The sequence below is a fragment of the Nonomuraea sp. K271 genome, from assembly GCF_009908215.1.
Taxonomy (GTDB): Bacteria; Actinomycetota; Actinomycetes; order Streptosporangiales; family Streptosporangiaceae; genus Nonomuraea; species Nonomuraea longispora.
The window spans coordinates 22,429-47,727 of sequence record NZ_JAAAHR010000009.1; the positions used below are offsets into that span (position 1 = coordinate 22,429).

At 71.4% G+C, this 25,299-nt stretch carries 27 protein-coding genes; 13 read left to right on the forward strand and 14 right to left on the reverse strand.

Features of this window, described 5'->3' with window-relative positions:
- Positions 1-13: 13 nt before the first annotated feature.
- From GUY59_RS04760 to GUY59_RS04780, 5 genes are all read right to left on the reverse strand, one after another.
- Positions 14-982 (reverse strand): sugar phosphate isomerase/epimerase family protein, encoded by a 969-nt coding sequence (locus GUY59_RS04760; protein WP_138204530.1) that lies wholly within the window; start codon positions 980-982, stop codon positions 14-16.
- On the reverse strand, positions 979-2,145 hold the full coding sequence (locus GUY59_RS04765; protein WP_138204527.1) for a dihydrodipicolinate synthase family protein: 1,167 nt from the start codon (positions 2,143-2,145) through the stop codon (positions 979-981). Before GUY59_RS04765 ends, GUY59_RS04760 begins: the two co-directional genes overlap by 4 nt.
- Positions 2,142-3,287, reverse strand: a complete 1,146-nt coding sequence (locus GUY59_RS04770; protein WP_138204525.1) for a Gfo/Idh/MocA family protein — start codon at positions 3,285-3,287, stop codon at positions 2,142-2,144. The genes GUY59_RS04765 and GUY59_RS04770 overlap by 4 nt, the downstream gene beginning before the upstream one ends.
- A gap of 134 nt (positions 3,288-3,421) precedes the next feature.
- The gene (locus GUY59_RS04775) at positions 3,422-4,648 is read right to left on the reverse strand and encodes a ribonuclease D (protein ID WP_138204523.1); all 1,227 of its coding nucleotides are present in this window, start codon (positions 4,646-4,648) and stop codon (positions 3,422-3,424) included.
- A gap of 111 nt (positions 4,649-4,759) precedes the next feature.
- Positions 4,760-5,341, reverse strand: a complete 582-nt coding sequence (locus GUY59_RS04780) for a DUF3000 domain-containing protein (RefSeq protein WP_132328692.1) — start codon at positions 5,339-5,341, stop codon at positions 4,760-4,762.
- A 693-nt stretch (positions 5,342-6,034) separates the two neighbouring features.
- On the opposite strand from GUY59_RS04780, the gene hemE reads away from it, so the two are divergent.
- Entirely contained in the window at positions 6,035-7,036 is a 1,002-nt protein-coding gene (gene hemE, locus GUY59_RS04785) for a uroporphyrinogen decarboxylase (RefSeq protein ID WP_201760521.1), read from the forward strand.
- Positions 7,037-7,072: 36 nt separating this feature from the next.
- Here the strand turns inward: hemE and GUY59_RS04790 are convergent, their stop codons facing one another.
- On the reverse strand, positions 7,073-8,044 hold the full coding sequence (locus GUY59_RS04790; RefSeq protein ID WP_161714402.1) for a DUF4349 domain-containing protein: 972 nt from the start codon (positions 8,042-8,044) through the stop codon (positions 7,073-7,075).
- Between the two features lie 131 nt (positions 8,045-8,175).
- Here GUY59_RS04790 and hemG point away from each other — a divergent pair, with 131 nt between their 5' ends.
- The 3 genes from hemG (at position 8,176) to GUY59_RS04805 (ending at position 11,324) form a co-directional block, all read left to right on the forward strand.
- The gene (gene hemG / locus GUY59_RS04795) at positions 8,176-9,579 is read left to right on the forward strand and encodes a protoporphyrinogen oxidase (RefSeq protein WP_252374863.1); all 1,404 of its coding nucleotides are present in this window, start codon (positions 8,176-8,178) and stop codon (positions 9,577-9,579) included.
- On the forward strand, positions 9,576-10,286 hold the full coding sequence (gene hemQ, locus GUY59_RS04800; RefSeq protein WP_138199956.1) for a hydrogen peroxide-dependent heme synthase: 711 nt from the start codon (positions 9,576-9,578) through the stop codon (positions 10,284-10,286). The genes hemG and hemQ overlap by 4 nt, the downstream gene beginning before the upstream one ends.
- 156 nt (positions 10,287-10,442) lie before the next feature.
- Positions 10,443-11,324, forward strand: a complete 882-nt coding sequence (locus GUY59_RS04805; protein WP_138199957.1) for a hypothetical protein — start codon at positions 10,443-10,445, stop codon at positions 11,322-11,324.
- A 170-nt stretch (positions 11,325-11,494) separates the two neighbouring features.
- Here GUY59_RS04805 and msrB read toward each other — a convergent pair whose 3' ends face one another.
- A complete protein-coding gene (gene msrB, locus GUY59_RS04810) occupies positions 11,495-11,896 on the reverse strand; it encodes a peptide-methionine (R)-S-oxide reductase MsrB (protein ID WP_138199958.1) in 402 nt (133 codons plus the stop codon).
- A gap of 326 nt (positions 11,897-12,222) precedes the next feature.
- Here msrB and ligD point away from each other — a divergent pair, with 326 nt between their 5' ends.
- Positions 12,223-13,230 (forward strand): non-homologous end-joining DNA ligase, encoded by a 1,008-nt coding sequence (ligD, locus tag GUY59_RS04815; RefSeq protein ID WP_138199959.1) that lies wholly within the window; start codon positions 12,223-12,225, stop codon positions 13,228-13,230.
- Positions 13,231-13,300: 70 nt separating this feature from the next.
- Here the strand turns inward: ligD and GUY59_RS04820 are convergent, their stop codons facing one another.
- Positions 13,301-14,110 (reverse strand): MBL fold metallo-hydrolase, encoded by an 810-nt coding sequence (locus GUY59_RS04820; protein WP_138199960.1) that lies wholly within the window; start codon positions 14,108-14,110, stop codon positions 13,301-13,303.
- Positions 14,111-14,288: 178 nt separating this feature from the next.
- Here GUY59_RS04820 and GUY59_RS04825 point away from each other — a divergent pair, with 178 nt between their 5' ends.
- The 5 genes from GUY59_RS04825 to GUY59_RS04845 all read left to right on the forward strand — a co-directional run bounded on the left by GUY59_RS04825 (position 14,289) and on the right by GUY59_RS04845 (position 17,033).
- Positions 14,289-14,741 carry a hypothetical protein gene (locus tag GUY59_RS04825; protein ID WP_138199961.1) on the forward strand — a complete coding sequence of 151 codons (453 nt, stop codon included), beginning with the start codon at positions 14,289-14,291 and terminating at the stop codon, positions 14,739-14,741.
- A gap of 1 nt (position 14,742) precedes the next feature.
- A complete protein-coding gene (locus GUY59_RS04830; protein ID WP_138199962.1) occupies positions 14,743-15,441 on the forward strand; it encodes a class F sortase in 699 nt (232 codons plus the stop codon).
- A 368-nt stretch (positions 15,442-15,809) separates the two neighbouring features.
- Positions 15,810-16,169 (forward strand): RNHCP domain-containing protein, encoded by a 360-nt coding sequence (locus GUY59_RS04835; RefSeq protein WP_138199963.1) that lies wholly within the window; start codon positions 15,810-15,812, stop codon positions 16,167-16,169.
- The gene (locus GUY59_RS04840) at positions 16,169-16,567 is read left to right on the forward strand and encodes an RNHCP domain-containing protein (protein ID WP_138199964.1); all 399 of its coding nucleotides are present in this window, start codon (positions 16,169-16,171) and stop codon (positions 16,565-16,567) included. Before GUY59_RS04835 ends, GUY59_RS04840 begins: the two co-directional genes overlap by 1 nt.
- Positions 16,568-16,646: 79 nt before the next feature.
- On the forward strand, positions 16,647-17,033 hold the full coding sequence (locus GUY59_RS04845) for a VOC family protein (protein ID WP_138199965.1): 387 nt from the start codon (positions 16,647-16,649) through the stop codon (positions 17,031-17,033).
- 32 nt (positions 17,034-17,065) lie between these two features.
- Here GUY59_RS04845 and GUY59_RS04850 read toward each other — a convergent pair whose 3' ends face one another.
- Both GUY59_RS04850 and GUY59_RS04855 read right to left on the reverse strand, forming a co-directional pair.
- Positions 17,066-17,941: a tetratricopeptide repeat protein gene (locus tag GUY59_RS04850; RefSeq protein ID WP_132328666.1), complete on the reverse strand. Its 876-nt coding sequence runs from the start codon at positions 17,939-17,941 to the stop codon at positions 17,066-17,068.
- A gap of 19 nt (positions 17,942-17,960) precedes the next feature.
- Positions 17,961-19,394 carry an aldehyde dehydrogenase family protein gene (locus tag GUY59_RS04855; protein WP_138199966.1) on the reverse strand — a complete coding sequence of 478 codons (1,434 nt, stop codon included), beginning with the start codon at positions 19,392-19,394 and terminating at the stop codon, positions 17,961-17,963.
- A 140-nt stretch (positions 19,395-19,534) separates the two neighbouring features.
- On the opposite strand from GUY59_RS04855, the gene GUY59_RS04860 reads away from it, so the two are divergent.
- Positions 19,535-20,608 carry a class I SAM-dependent methyltransferase gene (locus tag GUY59_RS04860; protein WP_132328662.1) on the forward strand — a complete coding sequence of 358 codons (1,074 nt, stop codon included), beginning with the start codon at positions 19,535-19,537 and terminating at the stop codon, positions 20,606-20,608.
- A gap of 127 nt (positions 20,609-20,735) precedes the next feature.
- Here the strand turns inward: GUY59_RS04860 and GUY59_RS04865 are convergent, their stop codons facing one another.
- A complete protein-coding gene (locus tag GUY59_RS04865) occupies positions 20,736-21,665 on the reverse strand; it encodes a U32 family peptidase (RefSeq protein ID WP_201760514.1) in 930 nt (309 codons plus the stop codon).
- 218 nt (positions 21,666-21,883) lie between these two features.
- Between GUY59_RS04865 and pgeF the strand changes: the two genes are divergently transcribed.
- Entirely contained in the window at positions 21,884-22,591 is a 708-nt protein-coding gene (pgeF, locus tag GUY59_RS04870) for a peptidoglycan editing factor PgeF (protein ID WP_171055337.1), read from the forward strand.
- A 214-nt stretch (positions 22,592-22,805) separates the two neighbouring features.
- The gene (locus GUY59_RS04875) at positions 22,806-22,964 is read left to right on the forward strand and encodes a hypothetical protein (protein ID WP_161714403.1); all 159 of its coding nucleotides are present in this window, start codon (positions 22,806-22,808) and stop codon (positions 22,962-22,964) included.
- Positions 22,965-23,052: 88 nt separating this feature from the next.
- Here GUY59_RS04875 and GUY59_RS04880 read toward each other — a convergent pair whose 3' ends face one another.
- Genes GUY59_RS04880 through GUY59_RS04890 form a run of 3 tightly spaced genes read right to left on the reverse strand, consistent with a single transcriptional unit; the run spans position 23,053 to position 25,285 of the window.
- Entirely contained in the window at positions 23,053-23,394 is a 342-nt protein-coding gene (locus GUY59_RS04880; RefSeq protein ID WP_132328660.1) for a hypothetical protein, read from the reverse strand.
- Positions 23,395-23,420: 26 nt separating this feature from the next.
- Positions 23,421-24,566 carry an ATP-dependent DNA ligase gene (locus GUY59_RS04885; RefSeq protein ID WP_138199967.1) on the reverse strand — a complete coding sequence of 382 codons (1,146 nt, stop codon included), beginning with the start codon at positions 24,564-24,566 and terminating at the stop codon, positions 23,421-23,423.
- Positions 24,563-25,285 (reverse strand): pyrimidine reductase family protein, encoded by a 723-nt coding sequence (locus GUY59_RS04890; protein ID WP_138199968.1) that lies wholly within the window; start codon positions 25,283-25,285, stop codon positions 24,563-24,565. The genes GUY59_RS04885 and GUY59_RS04890 overlap by 4 nt, the downstream gene beginning before the upstream one ends.
- Positions 25,286-25,299 lie beyond the last annotated feature (14 nt).

Genomic DNA, 25,299 nt, shown 5'->3' on the forward strand with positions numbered 1-25,299 from the left:
CGGCACACGCCGCTCACCGGGTGGCGAGCACCACGTCCTCGTAGCGGGCCTTCATCATGGTCACCACCTCGTCAGGGTCGGCGGCCCAGACGTCGGCGTTGAAGATCTCCACCTCGATGTCGCCGGCGTATCCGGCGGCCAGCACCGCCTGCGTGATCGGCGGGAAGGCGATCACGCCGTCACCCATCATGCCCCGCCCGAGCAGCACGTCGGCGGGCAGCGGGTGCAGGTAGTCGCACACCTGGTACGAGGCGATCCTGCGGCCCGCGCGGGCGATGTCGTCGGACAGCCTCGGGTCCCACCAGACGTGGAAGGTGTCCACCACCACGCCGACCTGCTCCTCCGGGTGGGCCAGGCTCAGGTCGAGCGCCTGCCCGAGGGTGGACAGCACGGCCCGGTCGGGACAGTAGACCGGGTGCAGCGGCTCGAGAGCGAGCTTGACGCCCCGCTCCCCGGCGTAGGGGGCGAGCTCCGCCAGCGCCTCGGCCACCCGTTCCCGCGCCCCGGCCAGGTCCCGCGAGAAACCGCCCGCCGCCACGCCGCCGTAACTCCCGCCGCCGGTGCCGCCCGCGCCACCGTCACCCGTGCCGCCCGCCCTCGGAGCGCCGCGCGTGTCCCGGAGGCCTGCCGGCAGCGGCTCGCCCGGGCTCACGCCCGGCAGGCCGCCCACCACCATCACCAGGCAGGCCGCCCCAAGCTCGGCCGCCTCGTCGACGGCCCGCCGGTTGTCGTCGAGCGCGCGGGCCAAGGCACGGCGGCCCTCGTCGCCCGGCAGCCCGCCGGCCGTCAGAAATCCGCCCCTGCACAGCGACGACACACGCAGCCCTGCCGCCCTGACCAGCTTCACGCTCTCCGCGAGGCCCTGCCCGGCGACGTCCTCCCGCCACAATCCGACCGCTTCCAGCCCGTGCCGTACGCATCCGTCCACGGCCTCGGCCACCGTCCAGCGCTGCGTCGTCCGCTGGTTGAGTGACAGGCTCACAGTCCGTTCACCTCCAGCAGCGCCTTCATGCGGCGTACGGCCAGCTCCTGGTCGGCCAGCAGCCCCGCCTGGTCGGCCAGGCGGAACACCTCCGACAGGTGGAGCAGCGAGCGCGCCGACTGGGCGCCGTTCACCATGGCGAACGCGTCCTGGTGACCGTTCAGCCAGGCCAGGAAGACGATGCCGGTCTTGTAGTGGTACGTGGGCGTCTCGAAGATCTTCCTGGACAGCGGGACGGTGGGGGCCAGGATCTCGTCGTACGAGGCCAGCAGCCGGTCGCGGCCCGCGTCGTCAGGGGCGGCCGCGGCCGCGTCGAGGGACTGCAGCGCGGCCGCCGCCGCCGGGGCGATGGCGTCGAAGATGCCCAGCAGCGCGTGGGAGCCGGACCTGATCAGCGACGGGTAGTTGAAGTCGTCGCCGGTGTACAGCCTGACGCCGCCGGGCAGCGCGGCGCGCAACCCCACCTCGTGCTCCTCGTCCAGCAGCGACACCTTCACACCGTCCACCATGGGCGCGTGCGCGTGGACGAGTTCGAGGAACGACGCGGTGGCCGCCGCCACGTCGCGCGAGCCCCAGTAGCCGGCCAGCTGCGGATCGAACATCTCGCCCAGCCAGTGCAGGATCACCGGCCGGTCCGCCAGGCCGAACAGCTTGCCGTACACCTGGTGGTAGTCGTGGGGGCCGCTCGCGGCGCGGGCGAGCTGCCGGGAGGCCATGATGATCACACCGGCGCCGGCGGACTGCACGGTCTCGATCTGCTCGGCGTACGCGGCCGTGATCGTGCCGAGGTCGGTGGCCTGGGGCGCGTGGTCGGTGCCCGCGCCGCAGGAGACCAGCGTCGCGGGGTCGCCGACGGTACGCGCCTCGGCGGCGCTGCGGCGGATGAGCTCCTTGGTGGCCGCCCAGTCCAGGCCCATGTTGCGCTGCGCGGTGTCCATGGCGTCCGCGACGCGCAGTCCGTACGACCACAGGTGGTGGCGGAAGCGGAGGGTGGCCTCCCAGTCGACGGCGGCGGGGGAGCCGGGCGTGTTGTCGCCCAGCGGGTCGGCCACCACGTGCGCGGCGGCGTACACGACGCGGCTGGTGGCCGGGGCGTCCGGCACCGGCCAGGACGTGCGCTCGTTCAGGGTGTACGCCCCGATGCCGGGCAGGTCGATCCTCACAGTTGCGGCACCTCGATCCTGCGCCCCTCGGCGTTGGAACGCAGGCCCAGCTCGGCGAGCTGCACGCCACGGGCGCCCGAGGCGAAGTCGTTGGGGAAGGGCGCGTCCTCCGCCACGTGCCGGACGAACGCCTCCCACTGGACCTTGAACCCGTTGTCGAACTCGGCGTTGTCCGGCACCTCCTGCCAGCCGTCGCGGAAGCGGGCCGTGGCCGGCAGGTCGGGGTTCCAGACGGGTTTGGGGGTGGCCGAGCGGTGCTGCGCGCGGCAGTTGCGCAGGCCCGCCACGGCGCTGCCGTGCGTGCCGTCCACCTGGAACTCGACCAGCTCGTCCCGGTTCACCCGGACCGCCCATGAGGAGTTGATCTGCGCGATGACACCGCCTGCAAGCTCGAAGATCCCGTACGCGGCGTCGTCGGCGGTGGCCTGGTACGTGGCGCCCTGCTCGTCCACGCGGGCGGGGATGTGCGTCACCGCCCTGGCATAGACCGACTCGACCCGGCCGAACAGGTTCTCCATCACGTAGTGCCAGTGCGGGAACATGTCGAGCACGATGCCGCCGCCTTCCTCGGCCCGGTAGTTCCAGGACGGCCGCTGCGCCTCCTGCCAGTCGCCTTCGAACACCCAGTAGCCGAATTCGCCGCGCACCGACAGGATCCGGCCGAAGAAGCCGCCGTCGATCAGCCGCTTCAGCTTGAGCAGGCCCGGCAGGAACAGTTTGTCCTGCACGACGCCGTTCTTGACGCCCTTGGCCGCGGCGGCCTCGGCCAGCGCGAGCGCCTCCTGGGTCGACTCGGCGGTCGGCTTCTCCGCGTAGATGTGCTTGCCCGCCTCGATGGCCTTGAGCACGGACTTGACGCGGGCGCTGGTGACCTGGGCGTCGAAGTAAATGAGGTTGTCGTCGTCGGCGAGGGCCGCATCCAGTTCCGTAGTGAAATCCGAAATGTTGTGTTTAGAAGCAATGTCTGCAAGTTTGTCGGCATTACGGCCGACCAGTACGGGCTTGAGCCTGACCTTTGCGCCGTCCGAGAGCGTGACACCGCCCTGCTCGTTGATGGCCAGAACGGACCGGACCAAATGCTGGCGATAGCCCATTCGTCCGGTGACGCCGTTCATCACGACGCCTATGGTGCGCACGCTCATGAGGATCCCTTCAGGGCAAACGGATGGAAAGCGCTTTCCCGAACCGTACGGCTGTGCGGCCCGAGGCGTCAAGGGGCGCGGGCCCTCAGGAGGCCCGGGCGCCCGTCGGCGGCCCCGCTCGGAGCCGCCCGTGCTCAGCGCTCGCCGCGCGGCTCCAGCCGGGCCAGCGCCTTGGCGATGGGGTGGGCGGTGAGCGAGAGCTGCCAATCGCGCGCCCCGAGCTCTCGCAGCCGCGCGGTCACGCTCTCGTCGGTGATCTCGGCCGGCGGTTCCCAGGTCAGCCTGCGGACGGCGTCGGGCTGCAGCAGGTTCTCCGTCGGCATGTGGAGCTCGTCGGCCAGCGTGGAAACCACCGCCCGCGCCGCCGCCAGCCGCTTGGCGGCGGCCGGATCGCGATCGGCCCACCGGTTGGGCGGCGGCGGCCCGTCGCCCGGCGTGCTGGGCTGGGGAAGCTGGCTGTCGGGCAACGTGCGGGCCCTGGCCACCGCGGCGAGCCAGTCGCTCATGTGCCGTCGCGCACTTCTCCCGGTGAATGCCGAAATTTCGGTCAATGCCTTCTTCGTACGGGGTCCTTCGAGCGCCGCCGTGACGATCGCAGCGTCGGGCAGCACCCTGCCGGGCGCAAGGTCGGCCTCGCGGGCGATGCGATCGCGCATGGTCCACAACTCGCGCACGATGGCCAGCGCGCGTACGTTGCGTACTTTGTGGATGCCCGAGGTGCGGCGCCACGGGTCGGACCGCGGCACCGGCGGCGGGGTGTTGAGCACGGCGGCGAACTCCTCGCGCGCCCACTCCAGCTTCCCGCTCTCCGCCAGCTGCTCGTGGAGCACGTCGCGGAGCTCGACCAGCACCTCCACGTCGAGCGCCGCGTAACGCAGCCAGTCTTCGGGCAACGGCCTGGTGGACCAGTCGGCCGCCGAATGGCCCTTCTCCAGCCGCAGCCCGAGCACGGTCTCGACCATCGTGCCGAGCCCCACGCGCTCGTAGCCGAGCAGCCGCCCGGCCAGCTCGGTGTCGAACATCTCCCGCGGCCTGAACCCCAGCTCCATGAGGCACGGCAGGTCCTGGGAGGCGGCGTGCAACACGACCTCCGCGTCGGCCACGGCCCGATCGAGCGCGGACAGGTCCGGGCAGCCGACCGGGTCGATCAGCGCGGTGCCGGCGCCGGCCCTGCGCAGTTGCACCAGGTAGGCGCGGTTGCCGTAGCGGTAGCCCGAGGCACGCTCGGCGTCGACGGCGACGGGGCCGTCTCCCGCGGCGAACCGCTCCACGACCGTGGCCAGTCCGGCCGCGTCCGCGACGACCGGCGGGATGCCTTCGCGGGGTTCGAGCAGCGGCTCGACTGTGCGTTCTTCTGTCATTCGACCTTTTCCGTGGCTACTCCGACCCACAGCCGGAGAGGAAGCGCATTCCAGCGTAGCGAGGCGGGGAAACGTGGTGCGTGCCCGGTCGGGCCGGCGTCGGAGCGCGCCTCATGTCTGGTCGTCATGTCGGCGGGGCAGCGCGGCCACGTCGGGCGGGAGCGGTGGCATTCCCGCAGCCAGGCACATCAGGTCGCACCAGGCGGCGACATGGCCGGAGAGGTCCTCCTGCGCCGGCGACCACGAGGCCCGCAGCTCCAGCTCGGTCGTGACCGGGTCGTCGGCCTTGTTGCCGAACCCCTCGGACACGGCTCGCGTCACCGTGCCGCCGGCGGCGGAGTAGCCGGCCTGGTAGGCGTCGAGCGCCTCGGTCAGCCAGCTCCAGACGACGGGGCCGAGCAGCGGGTCGGAGGTGATCTCCGGCTCCATGTCGGCCCTGACGTAGGCGACCAGGCGGAACGGGCCCTCCCAGCCGCGCTGGCCGTCGGGGTCGTAGAGCAGGATCAGCCGGCCCACGGCGAGCTCGTCGTCGTCGCGGTAGACCGAGGCACCGATGGCGGCGGAGTAGGGGGCCAGCCGCTGCGGCGCGGGCAGGTCCTCGAGCTCGATCTCCGGCCGGACCTCGCACAGCCGCAGACTCTCCGCCGCGCGCGTGAACTCGGCGGGGGGCGGTGGCTGGTCACCGAGTGTCATAGCCGAAGCGTAGGTCGAAGACGGGCGGAAGGGGACCACGGGGGTGCTCATCTTTAGTGATCAAGCCGCTGCCGTAACAGGCTGGCGAACGGGCCGGGTGGACTCGGCGGAGCCGAGCAGGATCGCGTGGCCGCACTCGGCGCAGGCCCACTCGGGGCACTCGCCCTGCTCGTGCCCGTCGGCGCACGGTGGCTGCTCGAACGGGCGCACACCGGCACAGGACGGGCAACACTCACTGCGGCGCTCTGGGAAACTCCACAACGCGGGCATCGCACGAGTCATCGAAGCGGGGCCTTTCTTCGGGTTGTGGCTCCGACGTTGGCACGAGCCGCTCACATTTCCCCGCAACGCGCTCGGCGTGTCCTGAAAGTGGTCGCTGAATCGATGCCGCGCGGTTGCTTGGCGAACATTTGGCTCAGTCGAGACCGGCTCTCTGGGTGGGCATGGGGTGTGTTCGACCCGAGTGGGATGCCGCGCCGAGCGGACCGGTAAACCTTCATCTGGCTATCTGATCATGATTTGCTAGGTCCAATGGATGTTTTTCCGACACGGTCGCTTCGTGTCGTGTCGTGGAATCCGTCACCCGGCACAGAACCACTCCGTACGCCGCCTCACGCCGTACGCCCTCCTGCCGGCCGGACCGGTGCCTCGTCGTGGCACGCTTGTGGGGTGAACCTCGCCGACTCAGCGTTCCTGCGTGCCTGCCGCCGTCAGCCCGTCCCGCACACACCGGTCTGGTACATGCGCCAGGCCGGGCGCTCGCTGCCGGAATATCTCAAGGTACGCGAGGGCGTGCCCATGCTCACCGCGTGCGCGACGCCCGAGCTGATCGTCGAGATCACCATGCAGCCGGTCCGCCGCTACGGCGTGGACGCGGCCATCTTCTTCAGCGACATCGTCGTGCCCCTCAAGGCCATCGGCATCGACCTCGACATCAAGCCGGGCGTCGGCCCCGTCGTGGCCGACCCCGTCCGCGACGCCAAGGACCTCGACGCGCTGCGCCCGCTGGAGCCCGGCGACGTGCCCTACGTCACCGAGGCCGTCCAGGCGCTCACCGGAGAACTGGGCGGCACGCCGCTGATCGGCTTCGCCGGCGCGCCCTTCACGCTCGGCTCCTACCTGATCGAGGGCGGCCCGTCGAAGAACCACGACAAGACCAAGGCCATGATGTACGGCGCGCCCGAGTTGTGGCACGCCCTCATGGAGCGCCTGTCCGTCATCGTCCTGGAACACCTGCGCATCCAGATCGCGGCCGGCGCCTCGGCCGTGCAGCTCTTCGACTCCTGGGTGGGGGCGGTGGCGCCGGACGACTACCGCGAGTTCGTCCTGCCGCACACCCGGCGCATTCTCGAAGGCGTCCAGGACGTGCCCCGCATCCACTTCGGCGTGGGCACCGGCGAGCTGCTGGGCGTGCTGGGCGAGGCGGGGGCCGACGTGGTGGGGGTCGACTGGCGGGTGCCGCTCGACGAGGCCGCCCGCCGGGTCGGGCCCGGCAGGGCGCTGCAGGGCAATCTCGACCCCGCGATCCTGCTCGCGCCGTGGGACGTCGTCGAACGCAAGGCCCGCGACGTGCTGCGGCGCGGGCGCGCGGCGGAGGGGCACGTGTTCAACCTCGGGCACGGCGTCCTGCCCTCGACCGACCCCGACCAGCTCAGACGCCTCACCGACCTCGTCCACGAATCCGGCGCGGCCTGACCCGCCCCACCCCACAGCTGACAAGCCGGCGGCTGTTCAGGCGGCCGTGGGGTCCGGGCCGCCGGGTTTGGGGCCCGGGGGAGGGGACACGACGTGGGCACGCGCGGCGCGGTCACGGCGTACCAGATAGACCACCAGGAGGACGAGCGGAAGCGAGGCGACCACCCACGGCAGCACCGCGCCGAACACCGTGAGCGCCACCTTCACGAACGACACCAGCGAGCTCCACCCGGCCTCCAGCCCGCCGAGGAAACCCGCGGGCTCCTCGTCAGGCCCGGCCACCGGGGTCGCCGGTCCCACCAGCTGCAGCGTCATCGTCGCCATCGCGACCTGCGCGGCCAGCTCCTTCTGCTGGGCCTGCAGGGACTCGAGGTCCGCCTGGCGGCCGGAGATCTCCCGCTCCACCTCCAGCACCTGGCCGATCGTGTCGGCCTTCTTCAGCAGCGTACGCAGCGACTCCAGCGACTGCTGTGCCGACCTCAGCCGGCTCTCCACGTCGGCCACCCGGAGCGTGACGTCCTGGGCGCCCTGGTTCATGGACAGCTGCCTGCCCAGGTCCTTGCCGAGCCGGCCCACCACCTCGGCGTACCTCGCCGGCGGGATCTTGAACTCCAGCGTTGCCGAGTCCTCGGTGTCGTCGGCCGACCTGCTCTCCTCCTTGGACAGGTGGCCGCCGGCCGCGGTGACGATCTGCTTGGCCTGTTGCACGGCGGCGGGCACCCGCTCAGCGCGCACGGTCATGCTGCCGGTGTAGATGACCTGCCGCTCCTGCCGGGTGGCCTTGACGCCGGAGACGACGCCGTCACCGTCCGCCTGCGAGCCGGACCGCTCGGTGGACTGCTCTGAGGGCCGGCGGGCGTCGTGCTGCTCGGGCCGGGCCTGGGCGGAGCCCATGGCCGGGGCGTCACTCCCCGATTCGCCGGCCGACAGGCTGCCGCCACCGCAGCCTCCCAGGAGCGTGACCGCGCAGGCGGCTGACAGCGCGAAACCGTACCGGATTCGTCTCATGCCCTTATGACGGATCCCGCATCACGCCGGTTTGACGGCGGAAATCACGGTCCCGCATCTATGGGCGGGCGGTGTGTTGTCCCCCTACCCGGGCGGGTGGGCGGTGCCGTCAGGCGGTAGCGTCGGGAGGCGTGGAAGGGAACAGGGCGCACGTGGTCGTGGTCGGTGGCGGGATCTCCGGTCTGGCCGCCGCCTGGCACCTCCGCCAGGGCGCCGGCGAGCGGGTGAAGGTGACGGTCCTCGAGGGTTCGCCGCGCATCGGCGGCAAGCTGTACGCCTCGGAGGTCGCCGGGGTCAGCGTCGACGCGGGAGCGGAGGCCATGCTGGCCCGCCGGCCCGAGGGCGCCGAGCTGGCCAGGGCGGTCGGGCTCGGTGAGGAGCTGGTGTTCCCCGGCACGACGCGCTCGGCCGTCTACACCAGGGGCACGCTGCGTCACCTGCCGAAGGGACAGGTCATGGGCGTGCCGTCGGACCTGGCCGAGCTGGCGAGGTCCGGCATCGTCTCGCCCGGCGGGCTGCTGCGCGTGCCGCTCGACCAACTCCTGCCGCCCACCCTGGTGCGCACCGACGTGTCGGTGGCCGCCTACATCCGGGCCAGGATGGGTTCGGAGGTGGTGGAGCGGCTGGTGGAACCGCTGCTCGGAGGCGTGTACGCGGGCCGTTCCGACATGTTGTCGCTGGAGGCCACGATGCCGCGCGTGGCGGCCGTGGCACGTTCTGAGCGCTCGCTGTTGTCCGCGGCCCGGCAGCTCGTCGAGGACGCGCCCAAGGACGCGGGGCCCGTCTTCACCTCGCTCAAGAACGGCGTCGGCGGCCTGCCCGAGGCGGTCGCGAAGGCGTCCGGCGCCGACGTCAGGACCGGTGTGACCGCCCGCGAACTGCACAGGACGGAGCACGGCTGGCGGCTCGTGACGGGCCCCGTGCCAAGGCCCGAGACCATCGAGGCTGACGCGGTGATCGTGGCCGTGCCGGGGCCCGCGGCGAGCCGGCTGCTCGAGCACGAGGCGCCCAAGGCGGCGAACGAGCTGGCCAGGATCGACTACGCCAGCATGGCCGTCGTCACGCTCGCCTACCCGGTCGACGCCTTCCCCGAGCCGCCCGCCGTCAGCGGCTACCTGGTGCCGCCCGTGGAGGGCCGGCCGGTCAAGGCGGTCACGTTCAGCTCGGTGAAGTGGCCCCACCTGGCGAGAGACCTGGTGATCCTGCGCTGCTCGATCGGCAGGATCGGCGAGGAGCACCTGCTCCAGCGCGAGGACACCGAGCTGGTGTCGCTGGCCATGGCCGAGATGGGCGACGTGATGGGCGTGCGCGGGCTGCCCGTGGACAGCCGGGTGACGCGCTGGGGAGGCGCGCTGCCGCAGTACAACGTGGGCCACCTCGACCGGGTGGCCAGGGTGCGCTCGGCGGTGGCCGTGCAGCCCGGGCTGGCCGTGTGCGGCGCGGCCTACGACGGCATCGGCATCCCGGCGTGCGTCGGCGCCGCGCGTACGGCGGCCGCCCAGATTCTGGACCACCTGTCACTGCGAGGAGAATGAGGACCATGACAGAGGGCGCCGCGCGGCTCAAGGCCCGCGATCTCAACCAGGTGATCCGTTACACGATGTGGTCGGTCTTCCAGGCGACCGGGCCGTGCCCGAGCGACCGCGACGGCCTCGCGCGCGAGGTCACCGAGCTGCTCGACCAGGCGGCCGGGAAGGACGTCGTGACCAGGGGGGTCTACGACGTGTCGGGTTTCCGGGCCGACGCCGACTACATGTTCTGGTGGCACGCGCCCACGCCCGAGGACCTCCAGGACGTCTACGCCCGGTTCCGCCGCACCGCGCTCGGCCGGCACAGCAGGCCGGTCTGGTCGGCGATGGCGCTGCACCGGCCGGCCGAGTTCAACAAGTCGCACATCCCGGCCTTCCTCGCCGAGGAGGAGCCGCGGGCCTACGTGAGCGTCTACCCGTTCGTCCGCTCGTACGAGTGGTATCTCCTGGAGGACTCCGAGCGGCGGGCGATGCTGGCCGAGCACGGCAGGATGGCGCGCGACTATCCGGACGTGCGGGCCAACACGGTGGCGTGCTTCTCGCTCAACGACTACGAGTGGATGCTGGCGTTCGAGGCCGACGAACTGCACAGGATCGTCGACCTGATGCGCACGTTGCGCGGCGCGAAGGCCCGCAGGCACACCCGGGTCGAGATCCCGTTCTACACCGGGGCCCGCAAGCCGGTGCAGGAGCTCGTCGCCGCCCTCCCCTGAACGCGCCCGCCGGAAAAGATCAAGACCCGAGTCGGCGATCCGCCTGTTTTGCACGGGCCGCCTTGTCACAATCAGGGAAAACCCCAGTTCGTCGGGCGTGCGCGGGGCCGGTACGTCCCATCGGCGGATCCGTGCGGGTCCGGGCAGGGAGGCGGGGTGGACGAGTCGGGCAGGTCCGGCCGGCGGCGCGCGGCCGGCCGTCACGCGGCGGCGCACGCCCGGAGTCGACACGCTTGGAGTGGACCCGGGCGGAGTCGACCCGGGCACCGGGCGGTCCGCAGGCGCGGACTGCGCCACCGGCGCCGCACCCACAGGCGCGGGCTGCTGGCGGGCGCGATCACGCTGGGGGCCGCCGCGCTGCTCGCTGTCAACCAGGCCTTCGGCGGCGCGCCGACCGCCACTTCCGCCGAGCCGTCCACCGCCGCGGACGGCCCGCGGATGACCGTGGAACGGGGAAGCGGCTCGTCGCCCGGCCGGTCCGGCGGGGGGGCGAGCGCGACCGCGGAGGCCGGCGCGCAGGTCACCTCACGTGAGGTACGCACGCCCGCGCGTCCCAGGGCCACCGGCGGCGCCGCCGGTCGAGAAGCGGGAGCCGCGAGCCCGGAGGCGGCCGAGCCGGGGCTGGTGGCGGGCACGGGCGACCCGGACGTGGCGGGCGCCGACGTGGCGGGCGACCCGGAGACGGGTGACACCGCGGGGCACCGCGCCGACGGGCCGTCGCGGCACACGGACCGCGAGGCGGCGGAGTTCTTCCGTTCGCGCTGGGGCGCGGACGACAAGGCGCTGAAGCGGCTCAAGGACATCCGCATGGTCGGCGGATATTTGCGGATCTACACGGATCTGCCGGAGTCGGCGGGGAACTCCGCCACCGCCCTTACGCTCTGCAAGCGTGGCCTCGCCTACCTGCGCGCCCGGGGGGTGGACCGTCCCGTGGTGTTCGTGCAGGCGGAGTTCGGGGAGAACGGCAACCCGGTGCTGGCCAACATCCTGGGACCCTCCGACACCAGCTGCCGGATCACCTATCCGGCGCCGGGCTGAGCGGGCGCCGGGCTAGCGGACCCGCACCCGGGTCTTGGCGCACCGTTCGCACCGCTGCGTCACCACGCGTCCGATGGTCTCGATCGTCACCCAGCGGTGGCGAAGATGGACAAGACGCACACGATTCTCCTACCCCGTGGAGGCGATCGGCACGCACTGTCGTGATCCGATCACCCCTTGGGTACAAGGGTAAGGGAGATCGAGTTGATGCAGTACCGATCATCTGTCGGCGTCGCATAACCCTCGCCGTGGAACACATGCCCCAGATGCGAGTCACATTGGGCGCAGCGTACCTCCGTACGCACCATCGCGAGGCTGCGGTCCTCGATGAGCTTCACCGCATCCGAGTCGGACGGCTCGAAGAAGCTCGGCCAGCCACAGTGCGACTCGAATTTGGTGTCGGACCGGAAGAGCTCCGCACCGCAGGCGCGGCACGAATAGACCCCTTCGGTCTTGGTGTCGACGTATTCCCCCGTGAACGGGCGCTCGGTCCCGGCCTCCCTGAGGACCTGGTACTCCTCGGGTGACAACTGTGCCCGCCACTCGGCCTCGCTCTTGACGACCTTGTCCATGTCTCCAGAGTACGACTTCCGGCAAAAAGAGATCTCCGCCGGGGAAGCATCCATTCTGGTGCGAATTCGCGTCTTTGTCGGCAAGGAGGTGTTCATCGCCTCCTGTCAAGGGGTGAGATCGTCCGCGGATCCCGCCGAGCGGCACAGCCCACGCCCGTGCTGGCGCCGCCGGGGGATCGACACGGCCGGCCGGGTGGCGCGCCAGCGCCCGGAACGGCGGCGGACGGTCTGGCGGTCCGTCCCGTCGAGCCCTCGGTCCCGCCACCGAGGAGGCTCCGGGACGGGCCCACCCCGCCTTGTCGGAGGAGGGGAGTAGGTTCTGTGGCATGGCATCGCCGTACATAGAACTCGAGGTGGGGGAGCGGACCGTCAAGGTCACCAACCCAGACAAGGTCTATTTTCCTGGGATCGGCGCCACCAAGCGGGAGCTGGTGGAATATTACGTGAGCGTCGGCGAGGGAGCGCTGAGGGCGCTCAGGGACCGGCCGACCAACCTGAAGCGCCACCCCGACGGCGTGCAGACCGACGCGATCTACCAGAAGCGCATGCCGTCCCGGCATCCCGACTGGCTCCAGTCGGTGACGGTGACGTTCCCGAGCGGGCGCACCGCCCAGTCGCTGCGGGTGACCGAGGTGGCCGCCATCGCCTACTGCGCCAATCTCGGCACCATCGACTTCCACCCGTGGCAGGTGCGCGCCGACGACGTGGAGCACCCCGACGAGCTGCGCATCGACCTCGACCCACAGCCTGGGCTCGAGTTCGACGCGGCGCGCAAGGCGGCCTTCCTCACCCGCGAGGTGCTGGCCGACCTGGGGATGGACGGGTTCGTCAAGACGTCGGGCAACCGCGGCGCGCACATCGCCGTGCGCATCGAGCCTCGCTGGGACTTCATCCAGGTGCGCCACGCCGGCATCGCCCTGGCCAGGGCCGTGGAGGAGCGCGACCCCGGCCTGGTGACCACGGCGTGGTGGAAGGAGGAGCGCGGCGAGCGGGTCTTCATCGACTACAACCAGAACGCCAGAGACCGCACGGTGGTCAGCGCCTACTCCGTCAGGGCCAAGCCGCACGCGCCCGTCTCGACGCCGCTCACCTGGGACGAGCTGGCCGACGCCGACCCGCGCGACTTCGACCTGCGCACGGTGCCGGCCCGCTTCGCCGAGCTGGGCGACGTGCACGCGGCCGTCGACGACCGCGCCCACTCCATCGAGCCGCTGCTCGACCTGTTCGCCGAGGACGACCGTGGTGACATGCCCTACCCGCCCAACTACCCGAAAATGCCGGGCGAGCCGATGCGGGTGCAGCCGAGCCGGGCCAGGTCCGGCAAGGAGGAGTAGACGCGGGCGCGTTGTCCGGGGGCGCGGACGACGCCCACCGCGTGCAGTCGTGCGGGCGCGTGATGACGGGTCAGCGCAGGAGCTGGTGCGGGGCCAGCTCGCGCACCTCGCCCCTGCCCAGGTAGACGACCTTGTCCGACAGCCCGGCCCGCTCGATGTGGTGGCGGAAGTCGTCGAGCGGGGATGAGAAGACGGTGTAGTCGTCGTAGTGCACGGGCACCACCGTGTGGGGGTGGATCAGGTCCACCCACGCGGCCCCCTGCTCGCCGTCCATGGTGACCAGGAGCGTGCCGAGCAGCTTTGTGCCGCCCAGGTGCACGACGGCCAAGTCGATGTCGGGGAAGCGGCGCGGGATCGCGTCGAGGCGGCGGTCGAGCAGGGTGTCGCCGCTGATGTGCATGGTCAGCTCCACGCGCTCGTCCTGGTTGCAGAACTCCAGCATCGTGCCGATCACGGGCGGCAGCAGCGCCTCGGTCGGGCCGGGCGCGTGCTTGGCGGGCAGCGCGGTGATCCGCACCGTGCCGCCGGGGCCGTGCAGCTCGTGCTGCTGCCATTCCTCCAGCCCCACGCTCGCCCGGAAGCCGCCACGCCGCAGCCGGCCGGCCGCCGCTCTCGTCGTGACGATCGGCGTCGCCCTGTCCAGTCCCCTGCGCGCCACCCGGTCCCAGTGGTCGCCGTGCATGTGGGAGAGCACCACCGCGTCGAGCGGCGGCAACTCCTCGATCGGGACGGCAGGGTCGGAGAGGCGGCGTGAGACCAGGCCGTAGCCCAGGTAGGCGAACTGTCCCCGGTGCAGGAAGTTGGGATCCGTCAGCAGTGTGAAGCCGTTGTAGCGGATCAGCACGGTCGCGTTGCCGATGAACTGCAGGCTGCCCTTCACGGCGGCTCACCCCTGACCTTCGTCCCTGTGCGGCCTTCTCTTCTGCCACCTGAAGACGAGCCCAAACCCTCTGTGTCCGGTCGGTTTCACTTCGATCACATAACTTGACTCAGGATCTAATAGTTCGCAAGGCTCTCTTGTGTATCGGGGGACGTCCAACCGATCTTGGAGCCTTTCCATGGCAAGAGCGCGACGTCTCGTGGCCGGCGCGATGACCGCCTTCGCGGTCGCGGGCGCGAGCCTGGCGATGGGCCTCGGCCCCGCCGCCGCCTCGTCCGACGACCTGGTGCCGGTCGAGCTGCCCACCTGCCTGCTCCCGCTGCCGATCCTGTGCGACGAGGCCCCCGAGGAACCCGCGCCCGAGCCTCGGCCGGGCGATCCCGAGCCTGACACCTCCTGGTCGCACGAGCCCGAACCGGGCGGCTCCTGGCCCGGGACGGTGGAATCAGGGGAACCCTGGCGCCCGGCCAGTGAACACGAGCACCGCGTGCCGAAGGGGCATCCGGAGACCGGCGGCGGGGCGCTCGCGTCCGGCGAGCCGGTGTGGCCGTTCGCCCTCGGCGGGACGGCGCTGCTCGCCGGAGCCGGGCTCGCCGGGCTCGCGGTCCGGCGCCGCAAGGGTGTCGCCTAGGGTGGCCGGACCCGCGGAGGGCCGGGCGCCGGGACAGCGCACCATCGTGCTGGTGGCGACCGTGGTGTCGCTGGCGGGAGTGCTGCTCATCGGCCTCGGGCTCAGCGGCATCATGACCCCGGAGCCCGCCGCCACCGTACGCCGGGAGTCGCCGGCCCCGTCCGGTGGCGCGCCGTTCAAGGACGTGCCGCTGTCCGACGTGCCGCTGTCCCAGGTGGCCAAGCCCATGCGAGCCGTCCGGCCCACGGCCGTCTACATCCCGTCCATCGGCGTGGCCGCCCCGCTCATCGAGCTGGGCCTCGACGCCGCCGGAGCCATCGAGAACCCGCCGTTCGACCCACCGAACCAGGCCGGCTGGTACCGCTACGGACCCGTCCCCGGCGGGCGCGGCGCGGCAGTGATCACCGGGCACCTCGACACCAGGACCGGCCCCGCCGTCTTCGCGCGCCTCAAGGACGTCAAGCGCGGCGACCAGGTGCAGGTGCTGCGCGCCGACCGTTCGGTGGCCGTCTTCGTCGTCGACAAGGTCGAGCACACCCCGAAACGCCGCTTCCCCGCGAAGAAGGTCTACGCCAAGCTCCCCTACCCGGGGTTGCGGCTGGTGACCTGCGGCGGCGCGTTCGACCGGCGGGCGCACAGCTATCAGGACAACACGATCGTGTACGCGCACCTGGCGGCGCCGTACCATCCCGGTAGCTGATCACGGGGCGGCGCGAGCCCCTCGGTGCACCTCCGTAGGGAGCCGCCGAGCGCCTGGTGTTCCTCGGTCGGCCCGATGCCCGCGCGTACGGATCCAGGCCGGCGAAAACCATTCGCCAACGCCCCTCACGCTCGTTACGCTCGCTCCGTCCGGACAGCGACGTCTGCAGGGCCGTTGTGGCCCAGGAAGTGGAGGGACGAATGCCTGCCATCGCGCCTTGCGCGCCTCGCCACGGCATGGGCGGCTTCCGCCTCTGAGGTCTTCTCCTGACCTGCCGTACCGCCTGCCGTACCAGCCGCGTGCCCGCGAGGCTCGCTCGGCGCACCCTTGCTGCTCTTTCATGATCCGTTCGGCAAGGAGTACCCAGGTTGTCCATCCATCGTTCCATCACCACCACTGAGACGTTCCCGTGCGTGCGCTGCGGTCTGACCGTGACCGCGAGCGCACCCGACGGCACCCGCCGCAACCACTGCCCGAGCTGCCTGCACTCGCAGCACGTGCTCGACCACGTGGACGGCGGCCCGTCGGAGTGCGGGTCGCGGATGATCCCGATCTCGATCGCCGTCCTGCGTACGGGGGAGTGGATGCTCATCCACCGCTGCACCCGCTGCGGTGAGCTGACGTCCAACCCCATCTGCGGGGACGACAACCAGCTTATTCTCATGCGCATGGCCGTACGTCCGCTGGCGCAGCCGCCGTTCCCGCTCGAAGCGTTCGGCGACCTGTGATGCCGCGCAGGAAAGCGGAGCGGGTACGGCCGCAACGGCGCAAGGCACACCATCAGGCCCCGGGCGACGCGTTCCGCTGCGTCGGGTGCCGCCTTGACGTGCCGATGATCGCACCGGGCACCGCGCACCGCAACCACTGCCCGCACTGCCTGACGAGCCTGCACGTCGACCACCGGATCCCCGGAGACAGACGGGCCGCCTGCCGGGGCCGGATGGCGGCGCTCAGCGTCAGCGTGCGCCAGGACGGTGAGTGGCTGATCATCCACCTCTGCCGGTCCTGCGGGGAGCTGAGCGCCAACCGCATCGCGGGCGACGACAACGCGCTGGCGCTGCTGCGCATCGCCATCCGCCCGCTGTACGACACCCGCCTGCCGGTCAGCGCCCTGCTGGCCCTCTGACGGGTCGCGATCAGGGCCTCCGTACACCACTCGTGCGGAGGCCCTGCGTGCGCTCGGCCGGGGTGGGTAGAGGCCGGGCGTGGAGGTGCTGAGCAGCCGGATCCTGCTGCGGCCGACCGAGTTCGACCGCAGCCGCCGTTTCTACGCCGAGACGCTCGGCCTGGCCGTCTACCGCGAGTTCGGCCCGCCCGACCATCCGGGGGTCGTGTTCTTCCTCGGCCAGGGGTTCCTGGAGCTCTCCGGCGGCGCGGGCGACGGCGCGGGCGCGGGGGCTTCGCTCTGGTTGCAGGTGCGTGACGTCGCCGTCGAGCAGGAGCGGCTGCGGCAGGCGGGGGTGGACGTCCTGCGCGAGGCGCGCACCGAGCCGTGGGGGCTCATCGAGGCGTGGATCGCCGACCCCGACGGCCACCGCATCGTGCTGGTGCAGGTGCCGCCCGGCCATCCGCTGCGCCGCGACCCGCGCTGACCGGGCCCGGTCGCCGAACCCGGTCGACGAACTCAGTCGCCGAACTCCAGGTGCAGGGCCTGGGAGAAGTCGGCGACCGCCTCCTCGTGGCGGTCCAGTTCCTGGAGGATCTCCCCGCGCACGCGGTACGCCCAGATGTAGCCGGCGTCCAGCTCGATCGCCCGGTCCAGGTCCTCGAGCGCCGCCTCGTCGTTGCCCATCTCGCTCAGCACCGCGCCCCGGCTGCCGTAGGCGCGGTCGTTGCCCGGGTCCAGTTCGAGCGCGCGGTTCAGGTCGGCCAGCGCCTCGTCGTACTGGTCGGTCATGCGGTACGCCTCGCCCCTCCTGCTCAGCGCCCGTACGTAGGCGGGGTCGGCCTCCAGCGCCTTCGTGTAGTCGTCGATGGCCTCGGTGTACAGCTGCATGCGCTGGTAGAGGTCGCCGCGGGCCACCCACGAGTACGCCAGGTCCTCGTCCAGGGAGATGATCTTGGCGTGCTCGGCCAGCGCCTCGTCGAGCCGGTCCAGGTCCACCAGGACGTCCGCCTTGGCCTCCAGGATCCACAACGAGTCGGGGGTGAGGGTCAGTGCGTGCTCGAAGTCGGCCATGGCCTCGTCGAGGCGGGCGAGCGCCGCGTAGGTCTGGCCGCGCGAGCCCAGGGCGTACGCGCTGTCCGGTTCAAGCTTCAGCGCCTCGTCGAAGTCCTCCAGCGCGGCCTCGTACCGTTCGGTGACGCGGTGACTCTCGCCGCGCAGCCGCCACGCGCGCGCGTTGTCCGGCACCAGCGCGATCGACTCCGTCAGGTCCGCGATCGCGGCGTCGTGCCGCGACAGTGCGATGTACGACTCCGCGCGGCTGCGCAGCACCGCCGCGCGCGACTGCGCCGCCGCCTCCGACAGCCTGGACTGTTCCTTGATCCCCTCGCTCATGGGAGGTAAATCTATCCAATTAGATCTGGATAATGGCCGCCTTCTCGCGGGTGAACTCGAGCACTGCGTCGTGGCCGTACCCGCTGTCCTTCACGCCGCCGAACGGGAGCCCCGGAGGCATCTGGCGGAAGGTGTTCACCCAGACGGTGCCGCTGCGCAGATCGCGGACGAAGCGGTGGGCGCGGCCCAGGTCGCGGGTCCACACGCCGGCCGCCAGCCCGTACGGTGAGTCGTTCGCGATGGCCAGCGCCTCCTCGTCGGACCCGAATGGGATGGCCACCGCCACCGGGCCGAAGATCTCCTCCTGGCAGACACGCAGCGAGTTGTCCGTGGTGGTGTAGAGGGTGGGCTCGACCCAGTAGCCGCCGGGCAGCCCGGGCACCACGTCGGCGCCCGTCCGGCCGCCGAAGACGAGCTCGGCGCCTTCCTTCGCGGCCAGTTCCAGGTACGACGTCACGCGCTCGTACTGGCCGGCGGAGACGATCGGCCCCATCGTGGTCCGCAGGTCGAGCGGGTCGTCCAGGACGAGGTCCGCGCAGATGTGCTGGATGCGGCCGAGCATCTCGTCCCAGATCGAGTGGTGGACGAGGATGCGCGAGCCGGCCACGCACACCTGGCCGGCGTTGCCGGTGTACACCGAGTCGACCGTCACGCCCTTCGCCGCCGCGTCCAGGTCGGCGTCGGGGAAGACGATGTTGGGCGACTTGCCGCCCAGCTCGAACGTCAGCGGCTTGAGCGAGTCGGCCGATGCCCGCGTGATCGCCTGGCCGGTGGCCGTCGAGCCGGTGAGGCTGACCTTGCCGACGCCGCGGTGGCGTACCAGGGCGTCGCCGGCGTCCTCGCCGAGGCCGCTGACGATGTTCAGCACGCCGGGCGGGAACACGTCCGCCAGCAGTTCGCCGAGCCGCAGCACGGACGCGGCGGCCTGCTCGGCGGGTTTGACGATCACCGTGTTGCCGGCCGCCAGCGCGTACGCGGCCTTGGCCGAGAAGGTCGAGATGGGGGAGTTCCACGGGATGATGCAGACCACCACGCCGTACGGCTCCCGCCGGGTCAGTCCCAGCGCGTCGGGGCCGAGGATGACGGTGTCGCCCTTGACCGCGTCGAGGCACTGCCCGGCGGCGAGCTGCCACAGGTACGCCATGCCCGGCAGGTCCCGTCTGAGCGTGTCCCGCAGGATCCTGCCGTTGTCGCGGGTCTCCAGCCGGGCCAGTTCCTCGGCGTGGCGGCCGAACAGCTCGGAGACCTTGCGCAGGACGTGGGCCCTGGCCGCCGCGGGCCGTCCGGACCAGTCGGGGAACGCCTGCGTGGCCGCGGTCACGGCGGCCTGCGCCTCGGCGGCGCCGCCGGCCGGGACGCGGGCCCAGACCTCGCCGGTGGCCGGGTTCACCGAGTCGATCGTCCGGGTGGCGGCCACCAGCTCGCCGCCGATGAGGTTACGGAAGTCAGCCACGCGCCCAAGCATATGCTTGCTTGGATACGGAGGCCAGCGCCCCAGATGGAAGGCCCGTACGCCAAAGATCATGTAAAGCGCTCGAATCTGGACGCATTAGGCCGTCTCTGTCAGGGCAGAACGCCCGCAGGGTGGTGGAGATGACAAAAAGATTGCTAGGCCGGCTGATGTACGGCAAACGGTACAACCGCGTTCCCTGGGGCCAGCGGGTCTACGTCCGGCCCGGGGAACGGCTGATCAGAGAGGCGCAGTGGAAGCGGCTGATCAGAAGCGCGCCCGTCATGGCGCTGGCCGACTACGAGCGCAGCAGGCCCCTGGGCGAGATCGAGGAGTTCCTGAGCTGCATGATGTGCGGGGAGTCCCGCCAGCAGCCGCTTTTCGAGCCCACCGGCGGCAACGGCTGGCGCTACCACGTCGTACGCTGCCCCTCCTGCGGCTTCCTCTACCGCAACCCGAACGTGCGCCCCGAACGCCTCGGCGACCTGTACGCCACCGGCTACAACTCCTTCCTGACCGGCAAGTACGCCGCCAACCGGCAACGCCGCTACGACCTGACCATGAAGGCGTTCTCGCCGGTCTTCGACGAGGGCAAGGAACGCCGGCTGCTCGACTTCGGCTCGGGTGTCGGCCTTTTCCTGGAACTGGCCGAGCAGCGCGGGTTCGAGTCCTTCGGGGTGGACCTGTCACCCGAGTCCGTCGCCCAGGCGAACGAACGGCTGAGCAAGGCCAGGACCTTCCACGGCGCGCCCGAGGACGTACCGGAGATCGCCGCCGGCGGGTTCGACGTGATCACGCTATGGTCGGTGCTCGCCCACCTGCCCAGGCCGCTGGACGATTTCGCGAAGTTCCGCAGCCTGCTCGCGCCCGGCGGGGTGCTGCTCATCCTGACGGTGAACGCGCGGTCACTGCTGCTCAAGGCGTATGGGAGCGAGTGGAGCGGCTTCACCAAGAACCACCTGATGTTCTACTCGTCCGAGACCGTGCCCACGCTGCTGCGCCGTACCGGCTTCGCGGGAGTGGCCTTCGCCCCGCACTACGGTGACACGATCGAGGCGGGCACCACCGCCCTGCCGGAGGACCTGCGCCGGAGACTGCGCCGCAACGTGGAGCTCAGCGACGGGGGCAACATGATGCGCGTGCTGGCCTTCGCCGACGAGGAGGCGATCGGCCGCTGGGGCGGCGGCCCGCTCACGGTCCACCGGTTCGACACCTGACCGGCCCGCCCCGCCGAGCAGCCACCGCTGAACCCCGGCCGGGACGATCCGCTCGCGATCCGCTCCCGCCCGTCCCCGCCGCACAGCCACGGCTGAACCGGCCCGGACGCGCCCGCTCGCGATCCGCTCAGATCACCGGTACGCCCAGGTCGGCCGCGGGCCCGCCGGCCGGTCGCTTCAGCTCGGGGTCGAGCTGCTCGATCAGCCGCTGCACCAGAGCCGCCCGGCGCACCCGCTCGCGGCCCAGGTCCTTCGGGATCACGCCGAGGTGCCCGCCCGACGGGTAGATGTTCGGGGCGTTGCGCAGCCCCATCTTGAGGTAGACGGGGGCCGCGGCGCGGATGATCTCGACCGCCTCGTAGAAGCGTACGAACCCGCCCTGGTCGTCGGGCACCTCCAGGTAGAGGTCGATCGGCAGCCTGGTGGCGGCCCTGATCTCGGCCAGGTGGGGCACGGTCAGATCGGTGCCGACGTTGACCGTGGTCGCGCCCAGCCGCTCGTAGACCGTCGCGGTGGGCGCGTTCGTGAGCGGCATCAGCACGGACGTCTTCAGCACCAGACCGGCCGGCAACGTGCCGTCCTCCTTGAGCCGCCGCAGCACGTCCAGGACGCCGAGGTCGCCGACGAGCAGGCTGCGGATGCCCAGCGAGCAGGCCCGCAGAGCGTCGGCCACGCACGCCGCCACCATCGTGTTCCCGCGCGCCGCCGCGGCCACGGCCTGCGTCAGCTTGGCCTGCCCGCCCGTGTCCCAGGCAGCCCTCGGGCCGAGGAACAGGTTCACCTCGATGCCGCGTTCGGCGCCGATGCGCGCCATCTGCGTGATCTCGGCATCGGTCAGCATCATCACGCCGCTGCCCTGCGATGTCCTGGCGACCGGCACGTTCAGCCTGTCGGCCTCGGCGACCACCGCCTCCAGCACCTCGGGCCCCTCGACGCTGGGAATCTCGAACCGGTAGGGTGCGCCGTTCGCGAACCGGGACACCGAAGGAACGGCGGCCTGCGCCACCGGATGCCCGAGCCGGGCCATCAGCGCGTGCAGGTCGGCAAGGCTGGTCATCGGGGTCTCCTCCCGCGTGGCTGCGCGCCGGCCGGCGCCGCCCTGGTCGTCACACGCCCAGCGGCGCGGAGGCGGGTCGTGCCGCAGATCACTGCCACCGTAGCTCACCCACCGGCCGAGCAGCGGGAGCCTCCCACAACCCGGCCCTGCCTCCAGGACGGATCGTCCGGCCCGGCCTCCGCGATGGATCGTCCGGCCCTGCCTCTAGGATCGGAGGCATGCTGCTGGCCCCTGGAGTGCATGTCGCCATCACCGATCGGCACGGAGGGGTCAGCGCCCCGCCCTACGGTTCGCGCAATCTCGGCGGGATGGTCGGTGACGACCCGGCGGCCGTGCGGGCCAACCGCGCGGCCCTGGCGGCCGAGCTGAAGGTGCGCGCCGTGGTCTACATGCGCCAGGTTCACAGCGCCGACGTCGCCTTCGTGAGCGAGCCGTTCGGCGACGAGCCGCCGGCGCTCGACGGCGTGTTCACCACCGAGCCTGGGCTGGCGCTGGCCTCGCTCGGGGCCGACTGCCCGGCGGTGCTGCTGGCCGACCCCGCGGCGCGTATGGTCGGCGCTGCGCATTCGGGCCGTCCGGGCACCGAAGCGGGCATCGCGACCGCCCTGGTGGAGGCGATGACCGGCAAGGGCGCCGACCCGGGGCGGATGGTCGCCCTGATCGGGCCCGGGGCCTGCGGCCGCTGCTACGAAGTGCCGGCCGACCTGCGTGAGCGGGTGGCGGCCAGGATGCCGCAGACCTGGTCGACGACGTCGTGGCAGACGCCCGCGCTCGACCTGCGCGCGGGGATCGAGGCCCAGCTGCGGGCGGCGGGGCTGTCGGACGTGCGCCATGACGCGCGCTGCACGATCGAGTCCGAGGAGCTCTACTCCCACCGCCGGGAACAGCCGGGAGGCAGGTTCGCCGGGATCATCTGGCTGGCCTAGCGCCGGCGCCGGCACCCGCCCGCGGCGGCTGCTCGCACACGGCTCCTGACGGGTGGCCGCCCAGCTCACCGATGGCGGGTCATGCGTGCCGGCTCTAGCCGGCGACGACGGCCGGGAACTCGGTCCGGCTGCGCTGGGCGGCACGGGTGAGTACCGCGGAGTGGCCGGGTTTCGGGGAAGTGCCGGTAGGGCGCCCCGCGGGTCACTCCGGCGCGTGCTCCCACCGCGCAACGTCACGGTCGAGGCCGCCGGAATCGAGCAGCGCCACCGGCCAGACCGGGGCCGGGCCCGCGGCGCCGTGCGCGACCCGCGCTTCGGTGGCGTCTGGTTCGACGACTGGGGCACGATGTCCGAGCCGAGCAGGACGGCATGAAGCAGAGCGGCTACGGCATGTTGTGCGGGCCGTCCGCCATGAGCGATCAGTGCCTCAAGACCTGCGGCGGCATGGCCTCACAGCCGCGCTAGCCCTTGCCCCGGGAGCCGTTGAAGATGGCGTTCACGATGATGATGCCGAGCCAGATCGGGATCAGGTAGGACCCGCCGGCTCCGGCCAGCACGAGCACCAGAGTGATCACCGTGCCCAGGCTGAGGGAGACGATGGCCAGGGCCAGTCGTTGTGCGTCATTGGGGCCGGAACGGGCCGCCTGCCGGCCCTGCGGCGACGCGGCCAGGCGCTCGTCCACCCGCCGGTCGATCTCCTGGCCCATCTTGTCGAGGAAGGACTCCACGACGGCGTCTTCGAAGTCGGGCCCGAGATCGCGGCGGGCGGACATGGCTGCCTTCAGCTCATCGCCAGTACTCATGTATCGAGATATAACGGGATATTCGGTTAGCGGGCAAGGATGTCGTCGAGGTTGTAACTAACTGGACGCTCAAGCTGCTCGTACGTGCACGATTCGGGCGTGCGATCGGGTCGCCACCGCCGCCACTGCGCGGTGTGCCGGAACCGGTCACCCTCCATCTGGTCGTAGGCCACCTCGATCACCAGCTCCGGCCGCAACGGGATGAAGGACAGGTCCTTCTTGGCGTTCCACCGCGACACCGCGCCGGGCACCCGCTGCCCGCCCCTCGCGGGCCCGGCGGCCGGCTGGCCGATGTTGGCAGCCGCCTGCTCGGCCCAGTGGCCCCACGGGTGCTCGCTCAGCTCCGCGTGGTAGGGCCTGAGCTCCTCGACCAGCTCGGCCCTTCGGGCCATGGGGAAGGACGCCGCGACGCCCACGTGGTGCAGCCGGCCGTCGTCGGCGTAGAGGCCGAGCAGCAGCGACCCCACGATCGGCCCCGACTTGTGCTCGCGGTAGCCGCAGATGACGACGTCGGCCGTGCGCTCGTGCTTGACCTTGAACATGGTGCGCTTGTCGGGAATGTAGGGCTGGTCGCCCGGTTTGACGATGACGCCGTCGAGCCCCGCTCCCTCGAACGTCTCGAACCACTCGTGCGCCTGCTCGTCGCTCGTCGTGACCGGCGTCAGCCGGATGGACCCGCCCCTGGCGGGGAAGAGAGTCTCCAGCCGGGCACGGCGTTCGGAGAACGGCGCCTCCATCAGCGACTCGTCACCCAGTGCCAGCAGGTCGAAGGCGATGAACTGGGCCGGCGTGCGCTCCGACAACATCGTCACCCGCGACTTGGCGGGATGGATGCGCTGCTGCAACGCGTCGAAGTCGAGCTGGGAGCCCATCGGCAACACGATCTCGCCGTCGACCACGCACCCGTCGGGCAGCTCGGCCCTGGCCGCCTCGACCAGCTCGGGGAAGTAGCGGGTGAACGGCCGCTCCTTGCGGCTGCCCAGATAGACCTCGTCGCCGTCGCGGAAGATGATGCAGCGGAAGCCATCCCACTTCGGCTCGTAGAACAGCGTGCCGTTCTGCTTCGGCATGGTCTTGACCGGTTTGGCCAGCATCGGCGGCACCGGCGGGCGCACCGGCAGGTTGGGCACCGGCTCCGGCTCCTCCTCGGCCGCGATGACGGGTTCGCTCATCTGCTCTGCTCCCTCGTGTATGTGCAGAAGAGGACGCCCTCCTCCTCCAGCACCTGGCTGAGATCGAGCGAAACCCGGGCGGGCTCGCCGTTGAGAATGCGCGCGGCGCCGCCTCCGACGAGCATCGGGCTGATCGACAGGCACAGCTCGTCGATCAGCCGGCAGGCCGACAACTGCGCGTTGACGCGGGGGCCGCCCTCGCACAACACCTTGGTCAGCCCGCGCTGGTGCAGCTCCGCCATGGCCAGCGGAAGGTCGACCTCGTCGTCGCCGGCGACGATCAGGTCGCAGTGCCTGGCCGCCGCCTTGCGACGCTCGTGGGGCGCGGACTCACAGGTGATCACGATGGTGCGGCTGGGAGCGTCGGTGAACAGCTCGGCGTCGAGGTCGAAGCCGAGGCTGCGGGTGACGACGGCGATCGGCGGCACCTCGGGCCGGCCCTCGCGCAGCTCGGCCCACCAGTCGCGGGGCGGCACGGGGCCGTAGCCCTCGGTGCGGACGGTCGCCGCGCCGGCGACGATCACGTCGGACAGCCCCCGCAGGGTCTGGAAGATCCGCCTGTCGCCCTTGCTCGACAGCCCCCGCGAGCGGCCTTTCAACCAGGCCGCGCCGTCGGTGCTGGCGACCATGTTGACGCGCAGCCACGGCCGGTCGCCGGGGTAGGCGTACGCCTGCGCGATGTCCGGGTTGTCCTGTATGTCGGGAAAGATGCGCCGCACTCCTCTACCTTGGC

Bases quoted from the DNA above. Each gene is read 5' to 3' on its own strand.
- GUY59_RS04825 (WP_138199961.1), top strand. From the start codon at position 14,289: ATGGCAAGAGCGCGACGTCTCGTGGCCGGCGCGATGACCGCCTTCGCG.
- GUY59_RS04780 (WP_132328692.1), bottom strand. From the start codon at position 5,341: ATGACACTCGGTGACCAGCCACCGCCCCCCGCCGAGTTCACGCGCGCG.
- msrB (WP_138199958.1), bottom strand. From the start codon at position 11,896: ATGGACAAGGTCGTCAAGAGCGAGGCCGAGTGGCGGGCACAGTTGTCA.
- GUY59_RS04860 (WP_132328662.1), top strand. From the start codon at position 19,535: ATGACAAAAAGATTGCTAGGCCGGCTGATGTACGGCAAACGGTACAAC.
- GUY59_RS04770 (WP_138204525.1), bottom strand. From the start codon at position 3,287: ATGAGCGTGCGCACCATAGGCGTCGTGATGAACGGCGTCACCGGACGA.
- GUY59_RS04840 (WP_138199964.1), top strand. From the start codon at position 16,169: ATGCCGCGCAGGAAAGCGGAGCGGGTACGGCCGCAACGGCGCAAGGCA.
- ligD (WP_138199959.1), top strand. From the start codon at position 12,223: ATGGCATCGCCGTACATAGAACTCGAGGTGGGGGAGCGGACCGTCAAG.
- GUY59_RS04885 (WP_138199967.1), bottom strand. From the start codon at position 24,566: ATGAGCGAACCCGTCATCGCGGCCGAGGAGGAGCCGGAGCCGGTGCCC.
- GUY59_RS04790 (WP_161714402.1), bottom strand. From the start codon at position 8,044: ATGAGACGAATCCGGTACGGTTTCGCGCTGTCAGCCGCCTGCGCGGTC.
- GUY59_RS04880 (WP_132328660.1), bottom strand. From the start codon at position 23,394: ATGAGTACTGGCGATGAGCTGAAGGCAGCCATGTCCGCCCGCCGCGAT.
- GUY59_RS04850 (WP_132328666.1), bottom strand. From the start codon at position 17,941: ATGAGCGAGGGGATCAAGGAACAGTCCAGGCTGTCGGAGGCGGCGGCG.
- GUY59_RS04865 (WP_201760514.1), bottom strand. From the start codon at position 21,665: ATGACCAGCCTTGCCGACCTGCACGCGCTGATGGCCCGGCTCGGGCAT.
- hemQ (WP_138199956.1), top strand. From the start codon at position 9,576: ATGAGGACCATGACAGAGGGCGCCGCGCGGCTCAAGGCCCGCGATCTC.
- GUY59_RS04775 (WP_138204523.1), bottom strand. From the start codon at position 4,648: ATGACAGAAGAACGCACAGTCGAGCCGCTGCTCGAACCCCGCGAAGGC.
- pgeF (WP_171055337.1), top strand. From the start codon at position 21,884: ATGCTGCTGGCCCCTGGAGTGCATGTCGCCATCACCGATCGGCACGGA.